The organism is Pseudomonas sp. P4_C8 (genome assembly GCF_056401975.1).
This window is the reverse complement of the sequence record NZ_JBFUIH010000010.1, coordinates 55,422-72,627: the sequence shown is the minus strand read 5'-3', so window position 1 is coordinate 72,627 and position 17,206 is coordinate 55,422. Positions and strand designations below refer to the sequence as shown.

Genomic DNA, 17,206 nt, shown 5'->3' with positions numbered 1-17,206 from the left:
CAGATACAGCCATTCGCTGGCAAGCCAGCTCCTACAGGTATTACGCAAACCTGTAGGAGCTGGCTTGCCAGCGAAGGCCGTTACCCGATTTCGAGTCGAATCAGAAGAACCCCAGCGGATTGATGTCGTAGCTGACCAGCAGGTTCTTGGTTTGCTGGTAGTGGTCGAGCATCATCTTGTGGTTTTCCCGACCGACGCCGGACTTCTTGTAGCCACCGAACGCCGCGTGTGCCGGGTACAGGTGATAGCAGTTGGTCCACACGCGCCCGGCCTTGATCGCCCGGCCCATGCGGTAGGCGCGGTTGATGTCGCGGGTCCAGAGGCCGGCACCGAGGCCGAACTCGCTGTCGTTGGCAATTGCCAGCGCTTCGGCTTCGTCCTTGAAGGTAGTGACACCCACCACCGGGCCGAAGATTTCTTCCTGGAACACGCGCATCTTGTTGTGGCCCTTGAGCAGCGTCGGCTGGATGTAATAGCCGCTGGACAAGTCACCTTCAAGACGCTCGGCGGCGCCACCGGTGAGCAGTTCAGCCCCCTCCTCCTGAGCGATTTTGAGGTACGAGAGGATCTTGTCGTATTGCTGTTCGGACGCCTGGGCGCCGACCATGGTCTCGGTGTCCAGCGGGTTGCCGCGCTTGATCTTGACGATCTTTTTCATCACCTCGGCCATGAACGGCTCGTAGATCGATTCTTGCACCAGCGCCCGCGATGGGCAGGTGCACACTTCGCCCTGATTGAAGAACGCCAGCACCAGACCTTCGGCCGCTTTCTCGATGAACTGAGGCTCGGCGTTCATGATGTCTTCGAAGAAGATGTTCGGCGACTTGCCGCCCAGTTCGACCGTGCTTGGGATGATGTTCTCGGCGGCACAATGCATGATGTGCGCGCCCACCGGGGTTGAACCGGTGAAGGCGATCTTGGCGATGCGCTTGCTGGTGGCCAGCGCTTCGCCGGCTTCACGACCGAAGCCTTGAACGATGTTCAACACGCCCGCTGGCAGTAAATCGGCGATCAGCTCGGCGAACACCATGATCGACAGCGGGGTCTGCTCGGCAGGTTTGAGCACGATGCAGTTGCCGGCAGCCAGGGCCGGGGCGAGTTTCCAGGCCGCCATCAGCAGCGGGAAATTCCACGGAATGATTTGTCCGACCACGCCCAAAGGCTCGTGAAAGTGATAGGCAGTGGTCAGCTCGTTGATCTCGGCAGCACCGCCTTCCTGAGCGCGAATGCAACCGGCGAAGTAACGGAAATGGTCAGCGGCCAACGGCACGTCGGCGTTGAGGGTTTCGCGCACGGCCTTACCGTTGTCCCAGGTTTCGGTGACCGCGAGGATTTCCAGGTTTTGCTCGATGCGATCGGCGATTCTCAGCAGCACCAGCGAGCGGTCCTGGGCCGAGGTCTTGCCCCAGGCATCCGCAGCGGCATGCGCCGCGTCGAGGGCCTTTTCGATGTCGGCGGCGCTGGAGCGTGGGAATTCGGCAATTACCTCACCGGTAACCGGCGAGGTGTTGGTGAAGTATTCGCCATTGACTGGCGCGACAAACTCGCCGCCGATGAAGTTGCCATAGCGCGGCTTGAAGGAAACAACGGCGCCTGGGGTTCCGGGTTGTGCGTAGATCATGGTGGGCCTCTGTCTGGGTCGATGCCTGTCGTGGCGACAGGCGATGAATCGATACGTTATTTGGTAGTAGGTTTCACACAAGTCCCCTTGTGGGAGCGAGCCTGCTCGCGATGAGGCCAGCACATTCACCAAAGGTGTTGGCTGTCAGAACGCTATCGCGAGCAGGCTCGCTCCCACAGGGGGTAATGCGGTGGACTTGGGGTCAGTACTTGGCCACCAGGTCTTTCGGCAGCTTGAAGGTCCAGAGCATGCCGCCCTGGTTGAAGTCCTTCACGCGCTTGGCCACTTCCCCGCCCCACAACGGTACGGCGCCGCCCCAGCCGGAGAGGACCGACACGTATTGTTCGCCGTCCATTTCCCAGGTCACGGGTGAGCCGAGTACGCCGGAACCGGTCTGGAATTCCCAGACTTTCTCGCCGGTCTTGGCGTTGAACGCCTGGAGGAAGCCTTCCGGCGTGCCGGTGAACACCAGATTGCCCTTGGTGGTCAGCACCCCGCCCCACAGCGGCGCGTAGTTCTTGTGGCGCCAGACTTCCTTGCCGGTTTTCGGGTCAATGGCGCGCAACACGCCGATGTAGTCTTCATTCAACGGTTTGATGGTGAAACCGGCGCCGAGGAATGCCGCGCCTTTTTTGTAGGCGATGCCTTCGTTCCAGATGTCCATGCCCCACTCGTTGGACGGCACGTAAAACAGCCCGGTGTCGCGGTTGTAGGCCATCGGCATCCAGTTTTTCGCGCCAAGGAATGCAGGCGCTACGAATACCGAACTGCCCTTGGGCTCAGTGCCCGGGGCGCCGGGGCGACTGGCTTCGTTGTAGATCGGCCGGCCGTCTTTATCCAGGCCGCTGGCCCAGGTGATCTTGTCCACAAACGGGAAACCGCGAATGAACTTGCCGTTGGTACGGTCCAGCACATAGAAGAAACCGTTGCGGTCCGCCGTGGCCGCCGCTTTGATTTCCTTGCCGCCCTCGGTGTAGTTGAACGAGACCAACTCGTTGACGCCGTCATAGTCCCAACCGTCGTGGGGCGTGCTCTGGAAGTGCCATTTGATGGTGCCGTCGTCCGGGTTGAGCGCCAGGCGCGACGACGAGTAGAGGTTATCGCCAGGACGCAAATGCGAGTTCCACGGCGCCGGGTTGCCTGTGCCGAACAGCAGCAGATTGGTTTCCGGGTCGTAGTAACCGCCGAGCCAGGGCGCGGCGCCGCCGGTCTTCCACAGATCACCCGGCCAGGTCTTGCCTGCTTCACCACCGGAGATGCCGTTCTCGATGGCCTTGCCGTCCTTGTAGACGTAGCCCATGTGACCTTCGACGGTCGGGCGGACCCACAACAGCTCGCCATTTTTCGGGTCGTACGCCGAGATCTTGCCCACCACACCGAATTCGCCACCGGCCACGCCGGTAATCAGTTTGCCATTGATCACCAACGGCGCAGCGCTGATGGAATAGCCTTCCTTGTGGTCGGCCACCTGCTTGCTCCACACCACTTTGCCGGTGTCTTTGTTCAGGGCCACCAGCTTGGCGTCAAGGGTGCCAAAGATCACCAGGTCGCCATACAGCGCCACGCCACGGTTGATCACGTCGCAGCACGGACGGATGTCATCCGGCAGGCGCGCATCGTATTGCCAGAGTTTCTTGCCGGTGCGCGCATCCACCGCGAACACCCGTGAGTAGGAACCGGTCATATACATCACGCCGTCCTTGACCATCGGCTGTGCTTGCTGGCCTCGCTGTTTTTCGCCGCCGAAAGAGAATGCCCAGGCTGGCCGCAGCTCCTTCACGTTGTCGACGTTGAGAATATCCAGCGGGCTGTAGCGCTGCCCCTGGACGCCGAGGCCGTTGGTGACGACTTGCTCCGGGTTTTTCGGGTCCTGGAGAATGTCCTGGTCGGAGACGGCGGCCAATGCCTGGCCGGACAACAGCATGGCACTGAGCAGCAGGCTCAAGACGAAGGGCTGGCGACGTGCGGGTTGAGTCATGACGGCTACCTCTGCGGTTTTTTGTTATTCGCGGGAGAGTTTCCCGGTGTAGTGCAGATTCTTGGGCGCCGCCGCCCCGACAACAATTACCCGCAATATGGAGATTCCTAATCCCTTAGTAGCGGGTCGAATGAGTTCAAGCGTCACTTGGCCGCGCCGAAATCCACCCGGCTCATCTGCAAACGCTCGTAACGCGGGTACAAATGACTGACGCTGCGGATCAATTCATAACGGCTCAGATTGATCCCGGCAAAGCGTTCGGGGATGGGGCTACGGATCATCTCAGCCATGTCGCTACCGTTCGCCGCGCCGTCTTGCAGCAGCTGGTCGAGCCAGGTCAGGTAATCGCGCATTTGCTCGAAGGGTTTTGGGTCGCTGGCCACGGGGCCGTGGCCTGGCACGACCAGCGTCCAGGGCAAGTCCTGCAGGGTGGCGATATCCGCCAGCCACACCGCCAGTCCGGGACTGTTCGGAGTGGTCAGGGCCCGTTGATAAAACACCAGGTCCCCGGCAAACAGCACGCCGGTTTGCTGGTCGAGAATAGCCAGATCCGCTCCCGTATGCCCACCCAGGCCCAGCAAGCGTAAATCGTGATTCCCAAAACTGAGTACGCCTGGCGTCACGACCTGATTGGGCAACACCACTTCGGTGCCACGCATCCAGTCACCCACCATTCGATACATATTCTCGGCCATCGCATCACCTTGTTGATGCAACAGCTCGGTGGTACCCGCCAGTGCGCCGATGGGCACATCAGCAAACGCCTGATTGCCCAGCACATGGTCCGGGTGGTGGTGGGTCAGGAACACCTGAATCACCGGTTTATCCGTGATCGCGGCAATCGTCTTGCGCATGGCCTCGCCGTAACGCTTCGACGGCCCGGTGTCGATGACCACCACCCCGCGCTCGGTGACGATGAACGCGGTGTTGACGATATTGCCGCCGTTGCCCTTGGCGAAATTATCCGTGCTGCCTTCCAGCAGCCAGGTGTCTTCGGCGATCTGCCGGGGCTTGAGCGAATACTCAAGGTCGGCCATGGCCGGCAGGCTGACGCTCAACATAATCAGCAGTATCCAGCGCATGACACGCTCCTTTGGGTCAGGGGATTGACGCATCAAATTCATTGCCGCTGATGTCCCGAATGAACAGACGCGTCTGCCCTGCCCCTTCGATGTCGAAGGCCAGGTTGGGGTTTTCGCTGACGGCGGGAAACAGCTCCAGTTGCGCCAACAGCTGATCGTTCAGATCCCTCAGTTCTGCATGGTTGATGAAGAACTCCGGGATGCCGCTGACCATGCCGTTGTCCATCGGGTGCGCCACCTGCACGCGCAATCGGCTGAACTCACTGCGTGGATAGCGACCGCCCAATACTTCGCCGATGTGCTCCTCCCAACCGGGCTGGGTGCGCACGACGCTCGGTGCGGTGCAGCCGCCACCTGCGGCATCAATCAAGGTCGAACCGACATGCCACACCCCGTCGCGGGTCAAGACTGCCGCGCGCAAGGGTGTGGCCTGTTCGATACGAATACGAATCGACAGCCACGGCAATACCCGGTCCAGCGGCTGGAAATCGACGATCCTCGGCAACGGATTGAGCTCAGCCCAGGCGAGGATTTTCACCACCTCGCCCTTGAACGCCCGCGCATCAATTTCCAATGGCACCTGCCGGGCATCTTCGGCAAACGGCGGCGCCAGCAGCTTGACCCGATCATCGAAGACAAAGGGTGCGTCGCCGAGCATTTGCTTGTGATAGAACGCCCACATCACCGATGGCACCGGGTCTTTGCCCGGATCGATGTCCGCAGCGTGCGCGGCCAAGGGTAACCAACAGGCCAACAGACACGTCATTCGCCAGCTCATCACCCGCTCCTATTGATACATCTCCGGCACGTCATACCGCAGGCCGTAATGGCCGTAGATTTCCTTCACCGAACCCTCACGGATCAGGCCTTCCAGTGCCTCTTCCACGGCATAGGCCAGTTGCCGATTGCTTTCGTGCACGGCCATGCCGATTTCCCAGAGCTGCTTGCCCATGTTCGGGTAGGCGTTTTGCGCCAGTGCCACTTGCGGGTCGTCCGCCTCATGCACCTGCCAGTCAATTTCGCCACGCATGGCCATGACTGCGTCGACCTCACCGGCCTTCATCGCGGCAAACGCCTGGGGCACGCCCGGATAGTGGTGGGTCTTGCCGGCGAGCATGCCGTTGAACACCGAAGTCAGGTAGAACGACGGCACGCTGTCGACCTCGACGCCAATCGGATGATGCTCGAACACGGCCACGCTGCCGACTTTGTCCAGCCGGCGCTGATCGTATGCCACCTGCCATTGTTCGGTCTGGTAGGGGCCGAACATCACCACATGACCGTTTTCCATTTCGCCGAATTCGTTGCGCTTCTGGGCGTAGTCACGGTCATAGGGCACTCGCATCATCAGGTCGGCCAGTTGCTGGTTATGCAACGCACTGGCGCGCCAGATGTAATCGCGCAGATCGTCATCGAGTTTTTCTCCGGCGGGCGCCCAGATCAGTGTCAGGCGTACACCCAGGGCCTTGGCCAAGGCCTCGGCGAGTTCGACATCCACGCCTCGGGGCTGGCCGGCCTGTTCGAAACTGTAGGGGGCGAAGTCCTTGTACACCGCCACTTTCAGCTCCCCGGCGGCGATCATTTCGTCATAGTTGCGAACCTGCGCCTGCACCGTCTGGCAGCACAGCCACACAGCACTGATCAACACCGCGAGCAGACGCATGGGATCACTCCTCGACGTGAACGCTGTCCAGGTAAGTGCGCACCGCCCACAACGCTTCCTGACTCAAGTAGTCGGCCATTTTTGGCATGTAGACCCGACCGTCACGCACCGCGCCATGACGCACCCGTTCGACGAACCACTCGTCTCCTGTCTCACCGACATCGAGCATGCGCAGGTCGGGGGCGATCCCACCGGACTTGGCTTCCAGGCCATGACAGGCCGCACAGTTCTGGTTGTAGGCCGACGAGCCGATTTCCAGAGCCTTATCGTGCTCCGGGGAGGTGCGGTAGGGGTTGGCAGCCGCCCATCCATCAGCGTCGACCGGCACACCGGCGTCCTTGATCGGGGTCAGGCCATTGGTTTCCACGGCTTGAGGTACCACGTTGCCGTGAGCCCACACGGAACCTGCACTGATAAAGCCGGCCAGCAGCCCGGTCATGAGCAAAGCGTTGCGTATTGTTGTCATTGTTATGCCCTCAGGATTGCACGCAAAACCTCTTGGCAGAGGCTATGGCACCCATCTTAGAAACGGCATCGCAATCACCCCATGCTGCTTTGGTGGTCGCCTTCTAGTCCCTTGGTAGTAAGGCGATAGAGGGACACCGCAAGTTCTCCTCCACGGCGATAACCGTTGAAGCCCAGGCTAAAACCGCGCCGGTTCACACGAGTTACTACCTTGGTACTGGCTCACCGGTACTTTCTGCATATTTCTTCTGCTCCACAGGCTTCCTATGCTGGCGCTACCTGTAATGGAGCGTCCTATGCGCCTGCTAGCCCCTTACGTCTTGCTGTACCTGCTGGCGATTGCCTGCGCCGCCGGTCTGGCCACCCAAAGCCAGGCTGCAGATGCGCCGCTAGAGGTGCGGATCGGCTACCTGGGTTATCGCCCCGATCCGGGACCGATACTGTCCAATGTCATACCCGAACCGACCGATGCCGGGATGCGTGGCGCCGAATTGGCGATCACCGACAGCAACAGCACCGGGCGTTTTCTCAACCACAGTTACACCCTGGTCAGCGCCAGCGTCGACAGCCCCGAAGCGTTGCTCGACGCAGCAAAATCCCAGCACGCACAGGGGCTGCGTCTGTTTGTGGTGAACGCACCGGCCGACAGTTTGCGCCAGCTCAGCGCCGCCTTGCCCGACAGCCTGCTGTTCAACGCTGGCAGCCCCGATGATCGCTTGCGCACCACCGACTGCCTGCCGAACGTGCTGCACAGCCTGCCGAGTCGGGCGATGCTCGCCGATGCACTGGCGCAATTTCTGGTGGTCCGCAAATGGCAACGCGCGCTGCTGATCGTCGGCCCGACCGCAGACGATCAAGCCTACGCCGCCGCCCTGCGCCGATCGGCAAAGCGCTTCGGGCTGCAACTGGTGGCGGAGAAAGCCTGGAGTTTTGATAACGATCAACGTCGCAGTGCCCAGGCGGACATGCCGCTGTTCACCCAGACCGCCGAATATGACGTGGTGCTGGTGGCCGATGAACGCGGCGACTTCGGTGAATACGTGCCCTACCAGACCTGGTACCCGCGCCCCGTCGCCGGCACGCAAGGGCTGACCCCGGTGGGTTGGCATAAAACCGTGGAAACCTACGGCGCCGCGCAGTTGCAAAAGCGTTTTGAAGCCCTGACCGGCCGCTGGATGAACGACCGCGACTTCGCTGCATGGATGGCCGTACGCAGCATCGCCAGCGCCGTGAGCAAACTGCGCCAGACCGAGCCGATGGCGATCCGTCAGCTGGAAATCAGTGATCAATTGCCACTGGACGGTTTCAAGGGCCGCAAGCTCAGTTATCGCCCGTGGAACGGCCAGTTGCGCCAACCCATTCCCATCGTCCAGCCCCGCGCACTGGTCAGCACCTCGCCGCAAGAGGGCTTTCTGCACCCCTTCAACGAAATGGACAGCCTGGGTTACGACAAACCCGAGGTCAGCTGCCGCTTTCCCTGATCCAACTTTCCACAAGAACTACAACAAAAAGGAATCCGCCATGCGCAGCACCCTGCTTTCATGTGCCCTGCTGCTCGCCGCCGGGCATGCCGCGGCCGGCACCGCGTGGGTCTCCAACGAAAAGGACAACAGCCTGAGCCTGATCGACATGCAGACCCTGCAAGTCACCGACACCCTACCTGTTGGCCAGCGTCCACGCGGCCTGCTGCTGTCCCATGACAACAAGCTGCTCTACATCTGCGCCAGCGATTCGGACCGGGTCCAGGTGATGGACGTGGCCACGCGCAAGATCATCAAGGAGCTGCCCTCGGGCAAAGACCCCGAGCAATTCGCCCTGCACCCCAATAACCGCTGGTTGTACGTCTCCAACGAAGACGATGCACTGGTCACGGTGATCGACACCGAAACCTCCAAAGTGCTCAGCCAGATCAACGTCGGCGTCGAGCCCGAAGGCATGGCCGTCAGCCCCGACGGCAAGTGGGCGGTGAACACCAGCGAAACCACCAACATGCTGCACTGGATCGACACCAGCACCCAGACCCTGGCCGACAGCACGCTGGTGGACCAGCGACCACGCTTTGTCGAATTCAATCAGGACGGTTCGCAGCTCTGGGCATCAGCGGAAATCGGCGGCACGGTGACGATTCTCGACGTCGCCAGCCGCAAGACCCTCAAGACCCTGAACTTCCAGATCAAAGGCGTGCACCCGGACAAGGTGCAGCCCGTGGGCATCAAGCTCAGCGCCGATGGCAAGTACGCTTTCGTCGCGCTCGGCCCGGCCAATCATGTGGCGGTGATCGATGCCAGGACGTTCGAGATTCTCGACTATCTGCTGGTCGGGCGGCGTGTCTGGCAGTTGGCCTTCACGCCGGATCAAAAGCAACTGCTCGCCACCAATGGCGTCAGCGGTGACGTGTCGGTGATTGATGTCGACAGCCTCAAGGTCAGCAAATCGGTGAAAGTCGGACGCTACCCTTGGGGCGTGGTGGTGACGCCATGAACGCCCTGGAAGTCAGCGAGCTGAGTTTTGCCTACGGTGCTCGGGAAGCATTGCGCCACGTGAATTTCAATCTGGCCCCAGGACGTTTCGCCGCGCTGCTGGGGCCCAATGGCGCCGGTAAATCGACCCTGATCGCCTTGCTGACCCGACTCTATGACCTGCAGCACGGAGACATCCGGGTCGGCGGCTATTCACTACGCGATGCCCCGCGCCCGGCGCTCAAGCAGTTGGGCGTGGTGTTCCAGCAAAGCACCCTGGACCTGGACCTCAGCGTCGAGCAGAACCTGCGGTATCACGCGGCGTTGCATGGTCTGTCCCGGCGCCAGACCGGTATCCGGGTTGAAGCCGAGCTGGCCCGCCAAGCCCTGACCGAACGCCGTCGCGAACGGGTGCGCGAACTTAATGGCGGCCATCGTCGCCGGGTGGAAATCGCCCGCGCCTTGCTGCATGAACCGCGCCTGTTGCTACTCGACGAAGCCAGTGCAGGACTCGATCCCGCCAGTCGCCTGGCGCTCAATCAACACATGCGCAACCTGTGCCGCGAACACACCATCAGCGTGCTCTGGACCACCCATTTACTGGACGAAGTGCAGGCCAGCGACGATTTACTGATCCTCCATCAAGGCCGACTGGTGGCCAGCGGACAGGCCGATGCGCTGAGCCTGGAACATGGCGGCGACCTCGGTTCAGCCTTCACTCGCCTGACTACTTCAGGAGCTGCGCGATGAATGCGTACTGGCAATGTTTCAGCGGTATCGTGCTGCGCGAATGGCTGCGATTTGTGTTGCAGCGCACACGGTTTCTCAGTGCGTTGGTGCGGCCGCTGTTATGGCTGCTGGTCTTCGCGGCCGGTTTTCGGGCGGCCTTGGGGATCGCGATTATCGAACCCTACGACACCTACATTCCATACGAGGTCTACATCATCCCTGGCCTTGCCTGCATGATCCTGCTGTTCAACGGCATGCAAGGTTCACTGTCGATGGTTTACGACCGCGAGATGGGCAGCATGCGCGTGCTGCTGACCAGCCCCCTGCCCCGGACCTTTCTGCTGTGCAGCAAGTTGCTGGCCACGTCGCTGATTTCCCTGTTGCAGGTGTATGCCTTTCTGGCGATCGCCTGGATCTATGGCGTGCAACCGCCGGCCATGGGGTTATTGATCGCGCTGCCTGCGTTACTGTTGGTGGCGTTGATGCTCAGTGCCTTGGGGCTTTTGCTGTCCAACGCCATACGCCAGCTGGAGAACTTTGCCGGGGTTATGAATTTTGTGATCTTTCCATTGTTTTTCCTGTCCTCGGCGCTGTATCCGTTGTGGAAAATGCGTGAGGCCAGTGAGTGGTTGTACTGGCTGTGCGCGGTGAACCCGTTCACCCATGCGGTGGAGCTGGTGCGGTTTGCCCTCTATGAACGCTTCAATCCGCTTGCACTGATAGTGTGTGTGGGGCTGACGTTCGTATTCGCGCTACTCGCCGTGCTCACCTTCAACCCACAGCACGCAGCCCTGCGAAAATCCAGCTGACAACACAAATCAAACTGTAGGAGTGAGCCTGCTCGCGATAGCTATCTGTCATTCAACATCAATGTCGTCTGATACACCGCTATCGCGAGCAGGCTCACTCCTACAATTGGATCTTCATCAACGGGGGGGGAAATTACTACTTTAGTACTGGTTTCCCTGTCTATCGTCGCATTCCCAAAGCTCCCCGCCTGGCATGTAATAGGTCCATAACTATAAGGATCGAACCCATGCCGCGTGCCCGACGTTGTCTGTTGCGCCCTTCTCTCGCTGCGCTGTCGCTGAGCCTGTTGCTGGGGAGCGCGCACGCCGAATCACCGCTGTTTTCCGCCGACGGCTATCGCATCGGCCTGTACCGCAGCCCGACGCCGGACAGCCTGCAAGGCGCGACCATCCTTGACACCCGCGCCCTGCAAACCCTGCTCAGTCAAACCCCGACACCGGTACTGATCGACGTCTACCGCCGCCAATGGCTGCAAGGGCAATTTATCGAAGACCAGCTCCATGAAAACCTGCCCGGCAGCCACTGGCTGGCCAATACTGGCGACGGCGACCTGACGCCCGACTGGCAGGGTTACTTTGCGCGTAACCTCAAGGCATTGACCGCCGGGGATCCGGCACGACCGCTGGTCTTTTATTGCCGCGCCGACTGCTGGTTGAGCTGGAACGCGGTAAAAAGGGCGTCCGCCATGGGCTATAAAACGTTGTATTGGTACCGCGATGGACTCGACGCCTGGCAAGCGGCCAACCTGCCCGTGACGCCCGCCCGGCCGGAACCTTTCCCCTGATCTTTACGCTGGCGTGTTGTTGCCACACCCTAATCAAAATAATGAGGTGAAAGGCCGTGTACAAAATTCTGATTGCCGACGATCACCCGCTGTTTCGCGAAGCCATTCATAACGTCATCAGCGATGGTTTCCCCGGTAGCGAAGTCATGGAAACCGCCGACCTCGACAGTGCCCTGGCACTCACGCAGGAACACGACGACCTGGACCTGATCCTGCTCGACCTGAACATGCCCGGCATGCACGGGCTCAACGGCCTGATCAATCTGCGCAACGAGGCCCCGACCATTCCGGTGGTGATTGTCTCTGCCGAGCAGGACAAACAAATCGTCCTGCAAGCCATTACCTACGGTGCGGTGGGTTTCATCACCAAGTCGTCACCGCGCACGCAAATGACCGAGGCCATCCAGCAAATTCTCAACGGCAACGTGTACTTGCCGCCGGACATCATCCGCGCCACCCGAACCAACACCCCCCGCCGGATGAACGACACCCCGAGCTTCCCCCCCGAATTGCTCCAGGCCCTGACCCGCAAGCAATTGCAGGTGCTTGAACGCATGACCAAAGGCGAGTCGAACAAACAGATCGCCTATACCCTGGAAATTGCCGAAACCACCGTCAAGGCCCACGTCTCGGCGATCCTGCGCAAACTCAACGTGCACAACCGGGTGCAGGCGATCTTGAGTGCGGGGGATATTGATTTCGGGTCGTATTTGCGGCGTTGAATCAGGGAAACCGCATCGCCCCTATCGCGAGCAGGCTCACTCCCACATTTAATCTCCAGTGAACACAGAATTTGTGAACATCCAAGAACCAATGTGGGAGTGAGCCTGCTCGCGATGACGGTGGTGCTGACTCAGCGGCTCTCAAGGCCTGCCGAGCAAATGACTCATCGCCGTCTTGAGTTTCATCGGCCGTACCGGTTTGTGCATCAGGGTGTGGCCCAGCTCGCGGATCTGCTGTTTGAGTTCGTTGCTGTAGTTGGCGGTGATCATCATGGCCGGGATGGGTGACGCACGACGCGCATTGATCCGGGCCACGGCGTCGACACCGTTCTGATCGTTGTCCAGATGGTAATCAGCGATCAACAGGTCCGCCTCGGCGTGGTAGTTGTCCACTTGTCGCGCCAGGTCCTCTTCCGACAGCGCCGTCACCACCCGACAGCCCCACCCTTCGAGCAAGGTGCGCATGCCGGCGCAAATGGTCGCGTCGTTGTCCAGCACCCACACCCGTGCCCCACGCAGGCGCTCAAGCATCGGCTCGCTCATCTGCAACGTCGGTAGCGGCTTCGGTGCCGTTGCGCTCAACGGTACTTCGACCGAGAACATCGAGCCCTTGCCCGGCCACGAGCGCACATGAATGCGATGCCCGAGGATCCCGGCAATTTTCTCGACTATGGCCAGGCCCAGCCCCAGGCCGCGATCTTGATCGGGACGCTGCACGTCACCGCGTTTGAACTCCTGGAAAATCTCTTCCAGGCGATTGTCGGCGATGCCCATGCCGGTGTCCCAGACCTGGATCAACAACCGCTGATGAATGCGTCTGCACCCGAGTACAACGCGGCCGCTGTAGGTGTAGCGAATCGCATTGCTCAACAGGTTGCGCAGGATCCGCGCCAGTAACTGGATGTCACTGCGCACCAGTGCCGAACATGCAATGAAATGCAGTTCAAGGCCCTCACTACGCGCCACTTCGGTGTATTCAGCCGCAAGGTTTTCCAGCAGCTCGCTGAGGGCGAACGGCGCAACATCGGCTTTGATGACTCCGGCATCGAGTTTGGAAATGTCCACCAGAGTCCCCAGCAGGTTCTCCACATCTTCCAGGGAGTTACTGACATTGCGCACCAGAGTCTCGTTGGAGATCGGTTCGCGTCGCTCCAGCAACGCACTGGTAAACAAGCGTGCGGCGTTGAGCGGTTGCAGCAAGTCGTGGCTGACGGCCGCCAGAAACTTGGTCTTGGACAAGTTGGCTTGCTCGGCTTCGAGCTTGGCCTCGCGCAAACGTGATTCCACCTGGCGACGCTCTTCGATTTCACGCAACAACTGGCCATTGAGGGTGGTCAGCTCCGCCGTGCGTTCGCGCACCCGCAACTCCAGATTCTGATACGCCTGATGCAGCGCCTCGGCAGTGCGACGGCGCTCGGTGATGTCGCGGATCAACACGAAAATCCCCACCACCTCGCCGGAGGCCAGGCGATTGGGCACATAGGAGCGCAGCATGTAGCGTTCCTGATTATTGACGTTGGTCTCGGCGAACTCGAACGTAACGCTCTCGCCGGCCAGCGCCCTCGCGACGTAAGACTCCAGGCGCTGGTAATGCTGTTCGCTGTGCACTTGTCGCAGGCTTTGGCCGAGCATTACGCCGCGTGGCCAGCAATACCACTCTTCGTAGACCTTGTTTGTGAACTCGTACACCAGATCGGCATTGAGGTAGGCGATCAGCGCCGGCACGTGGTCGGTGATCAGGCGAATCCAGCGCTCGCTTTCACTCAGCGTCTCGGCGTGCTGGTAACGCTCGGTGATGTCAGTGAAGGTGTTGACGAAACCGCCGGTAGGCAACGGATGCGTACGGATTTCCAGGACCCGGCCATCAAAGAGGCGTTGTTCGCATTCCTGTACCGGCCTGCCATTGCCATCGCGACTGGCCGGGGTCAGCAGATTCAATTCGGTATCGGCGATCACCTCAGCAAACGGTCGATGGGCAGCGACCGGCGCCAGCCCGCTCAATTCGAGGAAACGCCGATTCCACAACTCCAGAATGCCCTCGGCGTTGACCATGGCCACGCCTTGGGACAGGTTATCGACCGCCCGCTGCAACAGGTGCGATTTCTGCGCCACCGCCTGTTCGCGGCGTACGGTTTCACTGAGTTTGACGTCGGTAATGTCGGTGAACAGGATGACCCGTCCGCCTTCTTGAGTCGGCCGTTCGCTGACTTGCAGCCAACGCCCGTTCTGCAAGCGGTAAAGCAGGCTTTCGTCGGCATGCCCGCGCGGTTCTTCGGTAAAGAGCCCATTGCTCATCATCAGGCGCTTGACCTCGGTCAGGCGCATGCCCGCGTTGATCCGCACCCGGCTATTGCGCCAGAACGCCTTGAAGCGACTGTTGAACAAGACGATTCGCTGCTCGGCGTCGAACAAGACAAAGGCATCGGAAATGCTCTCGATGGCATCGATCAGGTGTCGATGCGCCGTTTCGGCACGCAAGCGTGCCTCGCTGAGTAAATGGTTACCGGCCTTGAGTTCGGCCATGGCCTGGTTCAAGGCATCGGTGCGCTCGCGGACCTGCTCGGCCAGCACCACCGAATGCTGGAACGCCGCGTACGGATCATTGCCCCGGGTGATGCCGGACTCGATACGCTCGATCAGCGCAGCGTTGATGCGCTGCAGTTTATGGTTGTCGAGACGCAGGCTGACCAGTTCGGCCTGCAGCTCAGCGATGTCCTGGGGCACGGCCGCGGGCAATGGCAACGCCGGTGAAGGTCTGGTTGATGTGCATGCCATTGAACTGTTCTCCGTAGGTGTTGAAACCCATCACCCGTTGTTCGCGCAAAAACGTCCCGATATCGTCGAGACGGCCGTCGTCTTCCAGTTCCAGTCGCCTGAGAAAACAGTCACAACCGATGGTCAGCAACAGGTCACCCAAGCGTTCCTCCAGCCCCTCGAACAAGCTTTTCAGGTTAGGCAACATGGGGCCAGGGGTCATGGCGGTGAGCACGATGCCATTCTCCACGGCGCAGTAAAAACTCAGGCTCAAGTCCGCATGCACCTGCTGAATCGCACGCACGTAATACTGCTCGTTGATCCTCACGGCCAACGGGTGCGCGGCGAAGATTCGGTGATCCAGCTCACTCACTGGCACGCCGATGTGCCGGGCGTATTCGGCGGCGGCGGGTTCCGCGTTGAGTTCATAGACACGGCGCGAGGCGCTGTCGGCCCCGGTTACCACCAGTTTTTCGGCTCGGGGCAGCATGTGGTGGGTGGTGAACACTTCGAAATCCAGCCAGGTATTGACCAGCACCACCACCGCCGCGCCGCTGTGAAATGCACCGTCGAAGTACACATGGGTGTGGGTCAGGTAGTTGTCGTCACCGGCCGAACCGCCGAAATGGGGAATGTCGCCCAATGCGGCACTCAAGGCGGCGAGGACCATTTCTTCACGGCTGGACAAACCATCGAGCAGGGTCAGGGCAAAGCTGTTGCCCTTGATCGGTGCCAGGGTGTTGCTGCGACAGCCGCTGACCAGGCGCTCGACCATCTGCTGCGCATCGATCAGGCTGAAGTGTTCCATTTCGTCGATCAACTCGAGCGCAATGGAGAAGTGTCGGTGATCGAAACCCACCGCCGTCACGCAGTTGCGTCCGTAGCCCAACGGGGTGATTTCCCCGGCACTGGTGCAACCCGCCAGACGAATACCTCCGAAACTGTGTTTCAAGGCCTCGCCCAGCGCCTGCAAGTCATACTCGGCAGAACAGAAAAACAGCACGAAGCCCAGATGCGGGTGCAACAATTGACGCGCCAGTTCCTGCGCCACTTGCCGGGCATCGGTGGCCTGGGACATTGCGCTGACAACACCTTCACCCTGGACCTGCTGCATCGTCGCCTCCCGCAGGTGCGTATGGTTGAGCAGGGAGTTTACGAAACCCGTGGAGCGCAACGAATGCTACTTGGGTAGCAGTCAGACGCTTCGATGGGATGAGAGTGGTGGTGACCGTCGCTGTGGACCCGACCGGGCCCACATGCAGGGTATTGTTTTTAGACGCCGGCCCTGAACAGCATATAAGCGGCAATCACAAGGCAGACGCTGGCAAAACCAACTTGCAACGCCCGCGCCGGGACCTTCGCGCACAGCTTGCGGCCAATGATCATGCCGACAATGCTGGCGACGATAAAGCTGACGCCGAGGCTATCGATGCGTACGCCGGCCTGAAACGCGCCGATCACGCCGATGGCGGAAATCAGGCTGATCACCATCAAGGACGTGGCGACGATCCCGCGCATCTGCACGTCGGTCAGTTGCTTGAACGCCGGGACGATCAGAAAACCACCGCCCACGCCGAGCAGCCCGGACACCACGCCCGTCACCGCGCCGAGCGAAGCCAAGGTCGCGGTACATTTGGCGGTCCAGGAAAAACGCCCGGTCTGTTGATCGAGCATGCAGTTTTTCTGCCCCCAGTTGGCGTGACCGTGATCGCTCGGCCCCGCTTCCTGACGCTCACGGCGCAGCATCCGCCAAGCGACCATGACCATCAGCAGGCTAAACAGAATCATCAGGATTTTTTCCGGCAACTGATGGGCGAAGTAGATGCCGACCGGGGAAAACACCGCGCCGAGCAGCGCGATCAGCAACGCCGCGCGGTACCGCACCAGGCCATGCCGCAACCCGTCAATCGCCCCGACCGCCGCCGCACTGCCTACCGCAAACAAGGCGACGGGCGCCGCTTGGGTCATGGTCAAACCCAACCCCAGTACCAGGGCCGGCACCGCAAGAATGCCGCCACCGGCCCCGGTCAACCCGAGGACCAGGCCCATGACCATCCCAAAAAAACTTGCCAGCAACATAAACCACTCGTGATCTGCGGAAAAAGGCCGGGAACGCCCGGTATCGATGACAGACAGGAT

The 17,206-nt window shown here is 60.5% G+C and carries 15 protein-coding genes; 6 read left to right on the top strand and 9 right to left on the bottom strand.

The window, feature by feature from the left end; all coding sequences use genetic code 11:
* Positions 1–100: 100 nt before the first annotated feature.
* The 6 genes from exaC to pedF form a co-directional block, all read right to left on the bottom strand.
* Positions 101–1,621 carry an acetaldehyde dehydrogenase ExaC gene (exaC, locus tag AC1DWM_RS08750; protein WP_477795031.1) on the bottom strand — a complete coding sequence of 507 codons (1,521 nt, stop codon included), beginning with the start codon at positions 1,619–1,621 and terminating at the stop codon, positions 101–103.
* A 202-nt stretch (positions 1,622–1,823) separates the two neighbouring features.
* Entirely contained in the window at positions 1,824–3,599 is a 1,776-nt protein-coding gene (locus tag AC1DWM_RS08745) for a PQQ-dependent methanol/ethanol family dehydrogenase (protein WP_477795030.1), read from the bottom strand.
* 143 nt (positions 3,600–3,742) lie between these two features.
* Positions 3,743–4,681: a quinoprotein relay system zinc metallohydrolase 1 gene (locus AC1DWM_RS08740; RefSeq protein WP_477795029.1), complete on the bottom strand. Its 939-nt coding sequence runs from the start codon at positions 4,679–4,681 to the stop codon at positions 3,743–3,745.
* 16 nt (positions 4,682–4,697) lie between these two features.
* A complete protein-coding gene (locus AC1DWM_RS08735; RefSeq protein WP_477795028.1) occupies positions 4,698–5,459 on the bottom strand; it encodes a quinoprotein dehydrogenase-associated SoxYZ-like carrier in 762 nt (253 codons plus the stop codon).
* Positions 5,460–5,468: 9 nt separating this feature from the next.
* The gene (locus AC1DWM_RS08730) at positions 5,469–6,344 is read right to left on the bottom strand and encodes a substrate-binding periplasmic protein (RefSeq protein WP_223516936.1); all 876 of its coding nucleotides are present in this window, start codon (positions 6,342–6,344) and stop codon (positions 5,469–5,471) included.
* Positions 6,345–6,348: 4 nt separating this feature from the next.
* Positions 6,349–6,810, bottom strand: coding sequence for a cytochrome c-550 PedF (gene pedF / locus AC1DWM_RS08725; protein WP_223516938.1), 462 nt, complete (start codon positions 6,808–6,810; stop codon positions 6,349–6,351).
* A 295-nt stretch (positions 6,811–7,105) separates the two neighbouring features.
* On the opposite strand from pedF, the gene AC1DWM_RS08720 reads away from it, so the two are divergent.
* From AC1DWM_RS08720 to AC1DWM_RS08695, 6 genes are all read left to right on the top strand, one after another.
* Positions 7,106–8,290 (top strand): ABC transporter substrate-binding protein, encoded by a 1,185-nt coding sequence (locus AC1DWM_RS08720; RefSeq protein ID WP_477795027.1) that lies wholly within the window; start codon positions 7,106–7,108, stop codon positions 8,288–8,290.
* Between the two features lie 40 nt (positions 8,291–8,330).
* Positions 8,331–9,290: a YVTN family beta-propeller repeat protein gene (locus tag AC1DWM_RS08715; RefSeq protein WP_223516941.1), complete on the top strand. Its 960-nt coding sequence runs from the start codon at positions 8,331–8,333 to the stop codon at positions 9,288–9,290.
* The gene (locus AC1DWM_RS08710; RefSeq protein ID WP_477795026.1) at positions 9,287–10,018 is read left to right on the top strand and encodes an ATP-binding cassette domain-containing protein; all 732 of its coding nucleotides are present in this window, start codon (positions 9,287–9,289) and stop codon (positions 10,016–10,018) included. Before AC1DWM_RS08715 ends, AC1DWM_RS08710 begins: the two co-directional genes overlap by 4 nt.
* On the top strand, positions 10,015–10,806 hold the full coding sequence (locus AC1DWM_RS08705) for an ABC transporter permease (protein ID WP_477795025.1): 792 nt from the start codon (positions 10,015–10,017) through the stop codon (positions 10,804–10,806). The genes AC1DWM_RS08710 and AC1DWM_RS08705 overlap by 4 nt, the downstream gene beginning before the upstream one ends.
* Before the next feature lie 227 nt (positions 10,807–11,033).
* Positions 11,034–11,591: a PQQ-dependent catabolism-associated CXXCW motif protein gene (locus AC1DWM_RS08700; protein WP_477795024.1), complete on the top strand. Its 558-nt coding sequence runs from the start codon at positions 11,034–11,036 to the stop codon at positions 11,589–11,591.
* 56 nt (positions 11,592–11,647) lie between these two features.
* A complete protein-coding gene (locus AC1DWM_RS08695) occupies positions 11,648–12,313 on the top strand; it encodes a response regulator (RefSeq protein ID WP_223516949.1) in 666 nt (221 codons plus the stop codon).
* Positions 12,314–12,454: 141 nt separating this feature from the next.
* On the opposite strand, the gene nahK is transcribed toward AC1DWM_RS08695, so the two are convergent.
* The 3 genes from nahK to AC1DWM_RS08680 all read right to left on the bottom strand — a co-directional run bounded on the left by nahK (position 12,455) and on the right by AC1DWM_RS08680 (position 17,146).
* Positions 12,455–15,088, bottom strand: a complete 2,634-nt coding sequence (gene nahK / locus AC1DWM_RS08690) for a hybrid sensor histidine kinase/response regulator NahK/ErcS' (protein ID WP_477795023.1) — start codon at positions 15,086–15,088, stop codon at positions 12,455–12,457.
* Positions 15,018–16,181 (bottom strand): nitric oxide-sensing protein NosP, encoded by a 1,164-nt coding sequence (gene nosP / locus AC1DWM_RS08685; protein ID WP_477795022.1) that lies wholly within the window; start codon positions 16,179–16,181, stop codon positions 15,018–15,020. Before nosP ends, nahK begins: the two co-directional genes overlap by 71 nt.
* A gap of 158 nt (positions 16,182–16,339) precedes the next feature.
* On the bottom strand, positions 16,340–17,146 hold the full coding sequence (locus tag AC1DWM_RS08680; protein WP_223516955.1) for a sulfite exporter TauE/SafE family protein: 807 nt from the start codon (positions 17,144–17,146) through the stop codon (positions 16,340–16,342).
* Positions 17,147–17,206 lie beyond the last annotated feature (60 nt).